Genomic DNA, 12942 nt, shown 5'->3' with positions numbered 1-12942 from the left:
GGCCAAGACATGAGCTGCGGCAGTCAGGCCGTCGCGTCGACGTCCTCCTGGCGGAGGGGTACGCCGCCGTCGGCGTGCTTGAGGGCCATGCGGGTGGCGACCAGGTCGGCTCCTTTGATCCCCTCATGCTCGCAGGCGCTCCCACCACGGGTGCGCCTGTACGGCGGCGATGGCCTTCCGCAGGTCCTCGAACAGCCGGTCGTACTCGGCGGCTTCCTCGTCCGGCCACCCGCCGTGCGGCTCGCGGGACCACGGGGAAGTCCTTCGGGTCGAACGGCTTGTCGTCAGGGGACCCGGTCAGGGCGTTGCTCGGCATGGACTGGATGCTGGTTCGAAGCTCGGACACCAGCTGTGTCCCCACGTCCGCGCGTTCGGCGTAGTGCCGGTGGAAGGTGGCGTGCGGGATGTCCAGGAGCCGCTCGATCGCGGTCACGGTGGGGCGCCGTCCGCGGGCTGCGGCCTCGGCAAGAACGGTGTCGGCGCCGGGCAGGGCGCGTTTCACTCGGCGATCTCCGGGGCGTGGCGGGTACGGCTGCGCGCGCCCCCGGCGAGAACCGCCGCCCGGCTCGCCTGGGCCTACAGGAAAGCACGGCGTAAACGGCTGACCAGCAGCTCTTGTTGGGAGACAACTCCCAGCCGCAGGCTGCCCTTGCCCGATCTGAGCTTGATCGCAAACGTCGTCCTCGATGGACATGCCACCGAGCGCACGCACAGCCGTTGGCTGGCCCGCTTCAACCTCTATGTACGCGGGCGTAGAGCGGCAATCGGACGTGTTCTCCTGCGGGTCGCCGGCTGCAACCGCCCCGTGGCCACGCGCTCCGAACCACGCATCCGCCTGGGCCTACAAGGAGCACGCATGAGATCGCGCTCTGAGGAGCGCGGGTACTCGCTCCTCCCACTGTCCGGTTCAGCAGGAGCGCGACTGGCGGCCGGCCCGCCACCTACATCGGTTTCCACGCCCAGCGCGGGCGCAGCAGCAGTTCGCCTTGACTCAAGACGGCCTCTCCTCAGTACCGCCCCAGGGAGATCACCGAGTACTCAGCCTCGCCCACTGCCGTTACGCCCTGCACGCACCACAGCTACCAACTGCCGTGACCGTTCCGCCCCGATCCGCAACTCCTTGCGCAACGACTCGGCCGACACCGGGCGCTGATGCAGCTCCCGATGCCGAGCATCCACTTGCCGGGCACGCTCCAACAGCGGATCACCGGCAACAGCGACTTCATCCTTGGAGTGGTCTGCAGCATCGATCCCGACGCCATCGGCCGCAGCGATGAGCAAGAAGCTCCACCGCGAGCAGCAGCGCCACCGGCGGCCATCCCGCCACCAACACCGGCTTCCACGCCAAAGCGGGCGCCGCCGCGATGTTGGCCGCAAGGGAAACAGCGATCCCGAGCAGAAAGGCCAGCCACACCACAGAGCGCGTGAGCCGGTCATCCCCACGAGGCGGCTTCAGAACGCCCACCGTCGCCAACAGAAGCAACCCGTCAACCGACAACGGCCACAGGGTCGCGCCGGTCCGGTCCGCCCCACCCTGCAGTACGAACTCAGTGGCCGACGGGGGGAGGCGAACTGATCATGCTGGACCCGGTACCGCCCCAGGCGACGCGGGCTTGGCCGCGGCCGAGGATCTGGTGCGCCGGGACGAGGGCGTCTACCGCGGTGCTGGTCCACAGCAGCTATGTGCTGCTAGGGCTCCTGATGGGGCTGCGCACCGCCGGGCTGCGCGTGCCGGAGGAGGTGGCCAAGGCCGGTCAGGTGGGCCATCAACTCCCCTACGCCGCCGGGGGTGCCGACGACCACCCCGTGCAGGCCCCGGACCGTGCGGTCCACCGTCCCCGTCGGGAGCTGCTCGCATCCGTGTCCACACCTTCAGCTGGGACTTGTCCGCCCGCACCGCCACCCTGTCCATCAGCTCCCCCGTCAACCAGGACGTCACCCTCATCAGCCGCCGCGGCATGACATCAGTGACCACGTCGGCGACCGTGGCCTCCTCGCCCCTGGGCACCCACGCGCGCAAGGTCACGCCGGCCGCCGGGCAGCGCACGGACATCACCGTCTCCCTGCTCAGCGGCCGGCTCCGGCTGGTCAACCGGCGCAGCGGCAAGGCCCTGGACGTCTCCGGCGCGAGCGCTGCCGGCGGAGGGAAGATCACCAGTACACCTCGTCGGGCGCCACCAACCAGCAGTGGCGGTTCCTGCCCAACGCCGACGGCTCCTTCCGCCTGGCCGCCCGCCACAGCGGCAAGGTCCTCGACAGCCCCGGCGGCTCCGCCCAGGGCGCCCAGCTCGTCCAGTGGCAGGACACGGGCGGCGACAACCACCGGTGGAAGCTCGTCGACGCGGGCGGCGCCTACTACCGGCTCGTCAACGTCGGCAACGGCTGGTGCGCGGACGTCGCAGACGGCTCCACGGCCGACAACGCCCGCGTCATCCAGTGGCTCGCCGGTACCGGCACCAACCAGCAGTGGCAGCTCGATGCCCTGTGACGGAACGGTGCGGTGCGGAATTCCCGGCCGCACCGAGACCCATCGCAAGCACTCGGTCCGGGCGCGGAGGGCGTCCTCGGCAGCTACCTCGGCGCGCAGATCGGGTCGAGGGTGTCGTCATCGACGGCCCTCAGGGCGGCGCCCGTCACGTGCCGGCCGGTAGTCCATCGGAACAACCACCCCGCCGGCCTGATCGAGAAGATCACCGCGATCAGCATCCGCTACGACTTCGGCGAAGGCCCCGACCTGCTCGACCGCCGCCTGCGCGACATCGACGTGGAACAGAGCCACCTCTACGGTCTGCTGCATCGCGGCCGCGGGCCTGCTACTGGACCGCACCGAACGCCTGACCGTCGGCGGCTGGTCAGACCGGGTCGACTACCTCGCGGACCCCGCTGCCGCACTGGATGTTCCCTGCGTCCTGCTACGCCCCGACGGCCACGTCGCCTGGATCGGCGACGATCAGCAGGACCTGGACGACCACCTCTTCCGCTGGTTCGGCAAGCCCGCCAACTGATTTCGCCTGAGCAACCATGCCCTCTCAGGGCTCCCCGCCCGCATCGTGCTACGCGCGAGGCGTCAGTCCAGCATGTCGCGCAGTCGCTCGACGGCGTGGAGGCGTTCCGCGTGCGTATCGGCCAGCGGCCTCACACACAGCGTCGTCACTCCGGCGGCGGCAAACGCGTCGAGCTGTCCGGCGACCTGTTCCTTCGTCCCCACGAGGGATGTGGCCCTCAACAGACCCTCGGGAACGGCGGCTTCGGCCTCCTGCTTCTTGCCTGCCAAATACAGGTCCTGGATGTGCGCCGCCTCCCGTTCGTAGCCGTACCGACCGGCGAGCTGGGTGTAGAAGTTCTTGTTCCTCGCGCCCATCCCCCCGATGTAGAGCGCCAGTTTTGGCCGAGCTCGGTCCAGCAGGTGTTCCACGTCGTCGCCGACGGCCAGAGGCGCCGTCACGGTGATGTCGAGCGTGCCCAGTGCCGCATCGCGCCGGGCCAGCCCTGCGGTCAGGGCCGCTCCCCACACCTCGGCGGCCTTTCCGGGATGGAAGAACACGGGCAGCCAGCCCTCGGCGAGTTCGGCCGTCAGCTCGACGTTCTTCGGGCCGATCGCGGCCAGGGTGATGGGGATGCGGGAGCGGACCGGCTTGTTGAGGAGTTTCAGGGGCTTGCCGAGCCCGGTGCCCCGCTCGGCGGGAAGCGGAAGCGGGTACTTCGGACCCGGGTGCACCACCGGTTCGCCCCGCCACACCTGACGGCAGATCTCCACCACTTCGCGGGTGCGGCTGAGTGGCGCGTCGTACGGCACCCCGTGGAAGCCCTCGATCACCTGCGGTCCCGACGCTCCGAGGCCCAGCGTGAACCGGCCGCCGGAGAGATCGTCCAGACCGGCGGCGGTCATCGCCAGGAGCGACGGCGTACGGGTGAAGACCGGGAGGATCCCGGAGGCGATCTCCAGGCGTTCGGTACGAGCCGCGAGGTAGCCCAGTCGGCTGACGGCGTCGAACGAGTAGGCCTCCGGCACGAAGGCGATCTCGACCCCTGCCGTCTCGAAATCCCTTACGGCACGGACCGATTCGATGAAGTCGCCGCTGTAATCCATTGTCATACCGATACGCATGCGAAGGCCCCTCGTCTTCTGACCGACTGCCATTTTATCGAACGATCGTTTAACACCGTACCGGCCTTCCTGTCCAGACGGAACCGGGTGGCCTCACAGTCCTTCACCCCGTGTTGTTTCAAGCGATCATGTGCAGGGACCTTGACCGAGTGACGTGGCTCACCCTACGTTCGCGCTGGCCTTAACGAACGATCGATGAGTGACGCTTTGGCGTTGCTTCAGAGCGGCAAGGGAGGCCGAAGTGCTCGAAATCGATGGACTGGTCGTCCGGTACGGCGCTCGCGCACCCGTTCTGCGGGGGGTGTCCCTGGACGTCGGCGGCAGTGGCGTCGTCGCGCTCCTCGGCAGCAACGGCGCCGGCAAGACGACGCTCATGCGCGCCGTCTCCGGCACGCTCGGCCTGTACGGCGGCGGGGTCACCGAAGGCTCCGTCCGGTTCCGTGGCGAACGGATCACCGGTGTGGACACGGCTCGCACGGTGGCGCACGGGCTCGTACAGGTACCGGAAGGACGGCACATCTTCGCCGGTCTGACGGTGGAGGAAAATCTGAACGCCGGTGCGCTCACCGTGCGGTCGTCGGCGGTGCGTGAGCGCACACGCCGTCGGATGTACGAGCTCTTCCCGCAGCTCGCCGAGCGGCGACGCGCCCGTGGCGGGACGCTGTCCGGCGGCGAGCAGCAAATGCTCGCCATCGCCCGGGCGTTGATGGCGCAACCGAGACTCCTGCTTCTCGACGAGCCGTCCCTCGGCCTCGCGCCGCGGCTGGTGCATCTCGTGGGCGAGACCATCCGCGAGATCAGCCGGGAAGGGGTCCCCGTCCTGCTGGTGGAGCAGAACGCGGCGATGGCGCTTTCGGTCGCCGACTCGGCCTGTGTGCTCGACCTCGGCCGGGTCGTACTGAGCGGACCGACGGACGAACTGGCGCAGAGCGACGACGTGCGACGCCTCTACCTGGGCGCGGACGCGGACGCCGGCCAGGGCGCCGGAGGATCCGCACCGCGGCCCGGGCCCGGAACCGGAAACACGCCGACGCTGAGCAGGTGGTCCGCATGACGACGACTCCAACGGCAGCGGAACTGCGTGTCGAGGACGTGAGCGTGGTGTTCAGCGGCCTGCGCGCGCTTGACGGTGTGTCCTTCACCGTGCGGCCCGGAACGATCCATGCCGTCATCGGTCCCAACGGTGCCGGGAAGACAACGCTGCTCAATGCCCTGTCGGGGATCTACCGTGTCGCCTCGGGCCGCATCATGGTGGACGGTCAGGAGGTGACGGGCCTGCGTCCGGACCGGGTGGCACGGAGGGGAGTCGCCCGCACCTTCCAGAATATCGTCGTGTCACCGGTCGAGTCCGCACTCGACAACCTCATGGTCGGCCGGCATCGGCTGACCCGGTCCGGCATCGCCGCGACCGCACTGGGACTGGGCCGCGGTGAACAGCGTGTCCACGAAGCGCGGGTGCGCGACATCGCGGAGTTCGCCGGCTTGTCCGGCGTTCTGGACCGCCCGGCGGCGAGCCTCGCCTACGGGGATCTCAAGCGCCTGGAGTTCGCGCGGGCGCTGTGCCTGGAGCCGCGGTTGCTCATCCTCGACGAACCGGTCGCCGGGATGAACACCGCGGAGAGCGCGGAACTCGCCCGGCTGGTCTCCGCGGCACGTGACGCGCTCGGTCTGACCGTGGTGTTCGTCGAGCACGACATGGGAGTGGTCATGTCGATCGCCGACCGCATCACCGTCCTCGACTTCGGCAAGGTCGTCACGGACGGCACGCCGGAACACGTAAGGCAGCATCCGGAAGTGATCAGCGCCTATCTGGGAGTGCCCATGGAATCCGGAAACGACCAGGTGGCGGAGAGGTTGTCGTGATGACCCGCGGAGTCGAAATCCTGCTGAGCGGTGTGTCTTTGGGGTTGTTGTACGCCCTGATCGCGCTGGGCTTCGTCATCGTCTTCAAGGCGACCCGCACGGTGAACTTCGCGCACGCCTCGTTTCTGCTCTTCGGTGTGTGGGTGGTGGCGCAGACCAGCCCGCACATCGGCTTCGCGGCCGCCGTGGCGCTCGGCCTGGTCGCGGCCGGGACGCTGGGGCTGGCGGTGGAGCGACTGCTGCTGTCCCGGGTCGACGGCCGCAAGCATGATGCGCTGGCGATCCTCACCATCGGGGTCAACGTGGTGCTCACCGCGGAACTGAGCTGGCGCATCGGGGAGAGCGTGCTGCCACTCGGCGCTCCCTGGGACGGACACGTGGTCCACTTCGGCTCAGTGGTACTGCCCTTGTCCGTGATCATCACCATCCTCACCGTGCCGCTGCTGATCGCCGGCCTCGCCGCGGTCCTCCGCCACACCGGCTGGGGCCTGGCCATGCGCGCCTCGATCGAGGACCGCGAGGGCGCGGCGCTCGCCGGTGTCCGGCTGAAGCGGGTCTCGGCAGGTGCCTGGATCACGGCCGGCCTCCTCGCCGTCGCGGCCGGCATCGGTCTCGCGTCGTTCCCCAGCCCCGGCGTGGCCGTGAGTACCGGGACCGTGGCCATCAAGGCGCTCCCCGCCGCGATCATCGGCGGCCTCGACTCGCTCGGCGGGGCGATCGCGGGCGGGCTGGTCATCGGCATCGCCGAGGTGACCGTCGCCGAGTACCAGGACGCCCTCTCCTTCCTCGGGCGAGGGCTGGGGGACGTCGTGGCCTACGTGATCATGATCTGCGTTCTGCTGTGGCGGCCCTCGGGCCTGTTCGGCGCGAAGGAGGTCAGCCGTGCCTGAGACGTCCCGGCTCCCCATGGCAGGGCGTGTGCCGGCCCTGTGCGCGCTGACCGCCGCCCTGGTGGTCCTCCTGGCACTGCCCCTGTATGTCTCCGCGTTCTGGCTGAACATGGGCCTGTTCGCGATGGCGGCGGCGGTCGGCGCGATCGGCCTCACCATCCTGCTCGGCGCGGCGGGACAACTGTCCCTGGGACACGCCTTTTTCGTCGCCGTCGGCGCATACGGCTATGCCTTCCTGGCCGGAGAAAGCGACGGCGGGGTGTCCGGTCTCGGCCTCCCCCCGCTTCTCGCCGCGGTCCTGGCCGTCCTGCTGGCGGGCGTCTGCGGCCTGCTGTTCAGCCCGGTCTCCAGCCGCCTGCACGGCATCTACCTGGGCATCGCCTCCCTGGGCCTGGTGTTCCTCGGCCACCATCTGCTGCAGAACATGAAGCCGGTGACCGGCGGCTTCGAGGGCCGGACCGTCGTGCCGATGTCGATCGGCGGGTTCTCCTTCTCCGACCAGGCGGACGTCACCGTCCTGGGCGTTCCGTTCGGTGCCGCCGAGAGCCAGTGGTATCTGTTCCTCGTCGTCACCGTCGGGGCGGCGCTGCTCGGCCGCAACGTCCTGCGCGGCCGGCCCGGCAGGGCGCTGAGGCTCATGAGGGACAGCGAGATCGGCGCGAGCGCCATGGGCGTCGACATACGACGCACCAAGGCAGCCGTCTTCGTACTGTCGTCGATGTATGCCGGCGCTGCCGGTGTGCTCACGGCACTGGCCTTCCAGCGCACCGTCCCCGATTACTTCAGCCTCAACCTGTCGGTCAACTATCTGGTGATGGTCATCCTGGGCGGCCTCGGATCCGTGGGTGGCGCGCTCGCCGGCGCGGTCTTCGTCGTGACGCTGCCCCTGCTGTTCTCCCGCTACGCGGATTCACTGCCGTTCGTCACCGGGGCCGGCGGGCAGGGACTGGACGCGTCGACAGCGGCCCAGTTCGTGTACGGCGCGGTCGTCATCGTGGCCGTGATCGTCCAGCCGGGCGGTCTGGCGGCACTGACCGGCGCCGTTCGACCTCTACGAAGCCGCCGCCCGGCCGCGGCCGCCGCTCCCTGAACCCCCGCTCCCCAGCCGTCCGTCGTCTCAGGCACTCCTGACCCGCCCCCCACCTTGCCGGACGTGTGCTGTCAACCACCTCATCCGCTTCTCAGCGAGGAGACACACCGATGCACAAATCGCGCACAGTCGGCCTGGCGGCCACGGCCCTGGCCTTCACGCTGGCGGTTGCCGGCTGCTCCACCAAGGCCGAAACGGCCGGGACCGCCGCCGCGCCCGGGGTCAGCGACTCCACCATCAACCTCGGGGTGCTGATGGATCTGTCGGGCCCGTTCGCGGGCACCGGCAAGACGATCCTCGACGCGAGCAACCTCGCCGTGAAGGACATCAACGCGGCAGGCGGTGTCTGCGACCGGAAGCTGGCACTGGTCACCCGCGATCACGGCTACGACCCGCAGAAGGCCGTCGCCGCGTACGACGAGATGGATCCGCAGGTCCTCGGGTATCTGAACATCCTCGGCTCACCGGTCGTCACGGCGCTGCGGGAGAAGATCAAGGCGAAGGACGAACTCGCGGGCCTGACCACGTTCGCGTCGACTCTGCTCGGGGATGAGCACCTGATCGTCCTGGGCGCCACCTACGACATCCAGACGATCAACGGTCTGGACTGGCTCGTGAGGAAGGGCGAACTGCGCAGCGGCGATTCCGTCGGGCACATCTACCTCCAGGGAGAAATCGGCGAGAACAGCCTGCGGGGCAGCAAGTTCGCTGCGGGGAAGCTGGGGTTGAAGATCGTCGGCCAGCAGATCGACCCCACCGCGACCGACCTCACCAGCCAGGTCAACGCGCTCAAGTCGGCGAAGGTCAAGGCGATCGTGGTCGACTCGACGCCCAAGCAGGCGGCTTCGGTGGCGGCAGTGGCGCAGTCGGCCGGCATGGAGGTGCCGATCATGGGCGGGGTGTCGACCTTCGCCACCAGCCTGCTCAAGACGTCTGCGGCGCCCGCGCTCACCAAGCACTACTCCAGGCTCTCCGGTCTTGGCGGCATCGGCGAGGACAATGCCGCCGCTCGCAAGCTGGCCGCTGCCTGGAAGGACCAGTACGGTAAGGCACCGGAGGCCAGCAGCGGAGTCGTCCACGCCTACGCCATGACCAAGCTCTACGCCGAGATTATCGGCAAGAGCTGCAAGGACCTCACCCGCCCGGGCGTGCTCAAGGCCCGCAGCGCTGTCACCGACTTCACGCTACCGGGCCTGCTCCCGCCTCAGGACTTCTCCGATCCCGCTGAGCCCAGTTCGCGCGAGGCCCAGGTGCTGGGTGTGGACAAGGGTGTCTTCGCCGGAGTCAAAGCACGCGGTGACTTCTTCGCATCGGACCTGGCGAAGGAGTACAAGGTTCCGTCGGCCGGATGACACTGGGGACTGTGCCAGGCGGGCCGGCGGTGGCGGTGCGCCGGCCCTCGGCTCCGCATGGCAGGAGAGCCGGCTTTGTCGATCGTTCGTTCATTCTGGGAGGCTGGGGCCATGGATACGACGAGCGGCAAAGCGGCGGACAAGAGCGGCAAGGCAGCGGGCAAGAGCGGCAAGGCGGCGGGCAACGGTCCCTCCAGCCCCCGGGGAAACGGCCGGGACGCCATCATGGACGCCGCACGAGATGTCTTCGCGGAGCGCGGCTACTTCGGCGCCTCCATCCGTGACATCGCCAAGCGGGCCGACATGAGTCTGTCCGCCCTCTATTACTACTACTCCGGCAAGGCGGAGCTCTTCCACGCCCTGATCGAGGACTCCCTCGACGACTACTTCCGTCACTGCGAGAAGGAACTGACCCAGGCCGGTGACGACCCCGCCGCGCGGCTGGCCGCCCTGGTCAGAGTGACGGTCGACTACCGGGTCCGGCGGCGGGTCGAGAGTCTGCTGACCCTCCAGGAACTCCGTTACCTCGAACCCGAGTACCGCAACCCCATCATCGAAAGGCGGCACGCCGTATCGGGACTCTTCCAGAAGGCCATAGACGACGGCATCGCCGGCGGAGTCTTCCGGACCCCGCACCCGGACGACGCCCGCCGGGCGGTCATGGCCATGTGTAACGCCGTCGCCCAGTGGTACGACCCGTCCGGCGACCTCGGGACGACGGAGCTGTGCGACCGGTACGTGCGGCTGGCGTTCGCAATGCTCGGGCACGGCGAGGCGCCGTCCCGGTAGGTCGCCCGCACTTTCGTCGCGGTCATTGACAGTGGGTGAGACGGCGACCTAACTTAACGATCGTTCGACAAGTTCTTTCTCCGCATCGGCTGTGGTCCCGACCGCAACGACCGGCCCGTGGCCCGGCGTACGACGGCAGTCGCCGCGCCTTTGCCGGCGCCGGCGGCGGCAGATCCGACACCGACTCGACCGACTGGAGCGTCCATGCAGACCAGCGGAATATCCGCAGTGGTGACCGGCGGCGCGTCGGGGCTCGGCCTGGCGACGGCACGGCGGCTGCTCAAGGCCGGCGCCCGCGTCACCATCGCGGACCTGCCCTCCTCGGACGGCGACCGTGCCGTCCGCGACCTCGGCCCCGAGGCCGTCTTCGTCCCCGCCGACGTGACGAGCACCGAGGACATGACCGCCGTCCTCGACACCGCCGAGCGGACAGGAGCGCTGCGCGCGGTCGTCCACTGCGCGGGCCGCGGCGGGCCGCTCCGCGTGGTCAACAAGGACGGCACCGCCGGTGATCTCGACCATTTCCGTGCCGTGGTCGACGTCAACCTGATCGGCACCTTCAACGTGCTCCGGCTCGCCGCCGCCCGTATGGCCTGCAACGAACCACTCGACGGCGACCGCGGAGTGGTGGTCATGACAGCGTCGGTCGCGGCGTTCGAGGGGCAGATCGGACAGGCCCCGTACGCGGCGTCGAAAGCCGGAGTGGCCGGCCTCACCGTGTGTGCGGCCCGGGATCTGGCGAGCAAGAGCATCCGGGTCGTCACCATCGCGCCCGGCTTGTTCGACACACCGATGCTCGGCAGGCGGCCGAAGGAGAAGCTCGACGCGCTCGCTGCCGCGGTGCCGCACCCGCCGCGCCTCGGCGCGGCGGACGAGTACGCACAACTCGCCCTGCACATCATCGACAACTCGATGCTCAACGGAGAGACCATCCGCCTCGACGGCGCGATCCGCCTGGCCCCACGCTGAAGGCCGGCGTTCAACCGCTACTCCCCAACCGCGACCACCGCTTGGCCACCGCAAAGGAGCTTCCGTGGCAGACGAAGTACTGGTCGAGTACGGCGACGGCATCGCCGTCATCACCATCAACCGGCCCGAATCCCGCAACGCGGTCACCCGAGCCGTCGCGGAGGCGATCGCGTCCGCGCTGGACGAGCTGGACGAGCGTGACGACCTCGCGGTCGGCATCATCACCGGCGCGGGCGGCACCTTCTGCGCGGGCATGGACCTCAAGGCGTTCCTGCGGGGCGAGCGCCCCCACGTGCAGGGGCGCGGTTTCGCCGGCCTCACCGAGACCCCGCCGCGCAAGCCGCTGATCGCCGCCGTCGAGGGCTACGCCGTGGCGGGCGGATGCGAGATCGCACTCGCGAGTGATCTGGTCGTCGCCGCCGAGGACGCCAAGTTCGGGTTGCCCGAGGTCAAGCGCGGTCTGGTGGCGGTGGCCGGGGGACTGCTGCGACTGCCGGGCCGGATCCCGTACCAGATCGCGATGGAACTCGCCCTCACCGGCGATGTCCTCACCGCGGACCGGGCCCACCACTTCGGACTGGTCAACCGGCTCACTCCACCCGGCGGCGCGCTGAAGGAGGCGAGGCTGCTGGCCTCCGCCATCGCCGCCAACGGTCCGCTCGCCGTACGGGTCACCAAACGTATCCTCGTGGAGTCTCCCGGCTGGTCACGCGACGAGCTGTTCGACCGTCAGAAGCCGATCGTCGAGCTGGTGTTCAACTCGGAAGACGCTCGGGAAGGCGCGTCGGCCTTCACCGAGAAGCGCGCTCCCGTCTGGCGAGGCCGGTGAGCGGCCGGTGAACGAAGAACAAGACCAGGAACGTGCGAACGGCGCCGTACCCGACGCGGGCCCGGGGCCGCTCACCGGGCTGCGGGTCATCGAGCTCGGGGGCATCGGGCCGGGGCCGTTCTGCGCGATGCTCCTCGCCGACGCCGGTGCGGATGTGATCCGTGTCGAGCGCCCGTCGGACGTGGCCGGCAGGCCCGATCCCGTCCTGCACCGGGGCCGGCGCTCGGCCGCCATCGACCTCAAGCACCCGGAAGGCGTCGGCGCCGTCCTCGACCTGGTGGCGGATGCCGATGTCCTCCTGGAGGGCTTCCGGCCAGGGGTGGCCGAACGGCTCGGCGTGGGCCCCGGCCCGTGCCTGGACCGCAACCCGCGCCTGGTCTACGGACGGATGACGGGATTCGGGCAGGACGGGCCGCTCGCGCCGCGGGCCGGGCACGACATCAACTACATCGCCCTGTCGGGGGCCTTGGGGGCCATCGGGCCGGCCGACGGTCCGCCGGTCCTGCCGCTCAACCTGCTCGGCGACTTCGGCGGCGGTGGCGCACTGCTCGCCTTCGGTGTGCTGTGCGCGGTCGTGCAGGCACGCGCCACCGGGGAAGGCCAGGTCGTGGACGCCGCCATGGTGGACGGGTCGGCTCAGCTGCTGGCCATGATCTACAGCCGTCTGCACGAGGGGCGGTGGACCGACCACCGGGGCGTCAACTACCTGGACGGCACAGCCCCGTTCTACGGCGTCTACCGCTGCCGCGACGGCGAGTACGTCGCGGTCGGCGCGATCGAGGCGCCCTTCTTCGCCACCCTCCTGGAACGGCTCGGCCTGGTCGAGGATGCCGACTTCACCGGGCAGTGGGACCGTTCCCGCTGGCCGGTCATGCGGCGGCGCCTGGCGGAGGTCTTCGCCGCCCGGACCCGCGACGACTGGGCCGCCGTGTTCGCCGACGCCGACGCGTGCGTCACCCCCGTGCTGTCGCTGGTGGAGGCACCGCGCCATCCTCACAACGCCGCACGCGGCACCTTCCTCACCGACGCCACGGGAGTCCTCCAGCCCGCCC

The 12942-nt window shown here is 69.6% G+C and carries 12 protein-coding genes and 1 pseudogene; 11 read left to right on the top strand and 2 right to left on the bottom strand.

What is annotated here, in order from left to right:
* Positions 1–1222 precede the first annotated feature (1222 nt).
* Positions 1223–1474 carry a hypothetical protein gene (locus G5C60_RS52375; protein WP_241267152.1) on the bottom strand — a complete coding sequence of 84 codons (252 nt, stop codon included), beginning with the start codon at positions 1472–1474 and terminating at the stop codon, positions 1223–1225.
* A 348-nt stretch (positions 1475–1822) separates the two neighbouring features.
* Here G5C60_RS52375 and G5C60_RS53765 point away from each other — a divergent pair, with 348 nt between their 5' ends.
* Together G5C60_RS53765 and G5C60_RS52365 are read left to right on the top strand one after the other, a co-directional pair.
* Entirely contained in the window at positions 1823–2488 is a 666-nt protein-coding gene (locus tag G5C60_RS53765) for an RICIN domain-containing protein (protein WP_338145957.1), read from the top strand.
* A gap of 189 nt (positions 2489–2677) precedes the next feature.
* Positions 2678–3005: pseudogene (locus G5C60_RS52365) on the top strand (aromatic-ring hydroxylase C-terminal domain-containing protein); the annotation flags it as partial.
* A gap of 62 nt (positions 3006–3067) precedes the next feature.
* On the opposite strand, the gene G5C60_RS28945 reads toward G5C60_RS52365, so the two are convergent.
* Complete coding sequence (locus G5C60_RS28945) at positions 3068–4108, bottom strand: LLM class F420-dependent oxidoreductase (protein WP_165263883.1); 1041 nt, start codon at positions 4106–4108, stop codon at positions 3068–3070.
* Positions 4109–4349: 241 nt separating this feature from the next.
* Between G5C60_RS28945 and G5C60_RS28940 the strand changes: the two genes are divergently transcribed.
* The 9 genes from G5C60_RS28940 to G5C60_RS28900 all read left to right on the top strand — a co-directional run.
* Positions 4350–5162, top strand: a complete 813-nt coding sequence (locus G5C60_RS28940) for an ATP-binding cassette domain-containing protein (RefSeq protein WP_165263882.1) — start codon at positions 4350–4352, stop codon at positions 5160–5162.
* Positions 5159–5971 (top strand): ABC transporter ATP-binding protein, encoded by an 813-nt coding sequence (locus G5C60_RS28935; RefSeq protein ID WP_165263881.1) that lies wholly within the window; start codon positions 5159–5161, stop codon positions 5969–5971. Before G5C60_RS28940 ends, G5C60_RS28935 begins: the two co-directional genes overlap by 4 nt.
* Complete coding sequence (locus G5C60_RS28930) at positions 5971–6861, top strand: branched-chain amino acid ABC transporter permease (protein WP_165263880.1); 891 nt, start codon at positions 5971–5973, stop codon at positions 6859–6861. Before G5C60_RS28935 ends, G5C60_RS28930 begins: the two co-directional genes overlap by 1 nt.
* Entirely contained in the window at positions 6854–7951 is a 1098-nt protein-coding gene (locus tag G5C60_RS28925) for a branched-chain amino acid ABC transporter permease (protein ID WP_338145956.1), read from the top strand. Before G5C60_RS28930 ends, G5C60_RS28925 begins: the two co-directional genes overlap by 8 nt.
* Before the next feature lie 110 nt (positions 7952–8061).
* A complete protein-coding gene (locus tag G5C60_RS28920) occupies positions 8062–9303 on the top strand; it encodes an ABC transporter substrate-binding protein (RefSeq protein WP_165263879.1) in 1242 nt (413 codons plus the stop codon).
* A 111-nt stretch (positions 9304–9414) separates the two neighbouring features.
* Complete coding sequence (locus G5C60_RS28915) at positions 9415–10092, top strand: TetR/AcrR family transcriptional regulator (protein WP_165263878.1); 678 nt, start codon at positions 9415–9417, stop codon at positions 10090–10092.
* Positions 10093–10296: 204 nt separating this feature from the next.
* Complete coding sequence (locus G5C60_RS28910) at positions 10297–11061, top strand: SDR family NAD(P)-dependent oxidoreductase (RefSeq protein ID WP_165263877.1); 765 nt, start codon at positions 10297–10299, stop codon at positions 11059–11061.
* A 64-nt stretch (positions 11062–11125) separates the two neighbouring features.
* Positions 11126–11890, top strand: a complete 765-nt coding sequence (locus tag G5C60_RS28905) for a crotonase/enoyl-CoA hydratase family protein (protein ID WP_165263876.1) — start codon at positions 11126–11128, stop codon at positions 11888–11890.
* Between the two features lie 7 nt (positions 11891–11897).
* A partial coding sequence (locus G5C60_RS28900; RefSeq protein ID WP_165263875.1) for a CoA transferase occupies positions 11898–12942 on the top strand: 1045 nt, incomplete at its 3' end.

Source organism: Streptomyces scabichelini (assembly GCF_011045015.1).
Lineage (GTDB): Bacteria > Actinomycetota > Actinomycetes > Streptomycetales > Streptomycetaceae > Streptomyces > Streptomyces scabichelini.
This window is presented reverse-complemented; position numbering and strand designations above follow the sequence as displayed.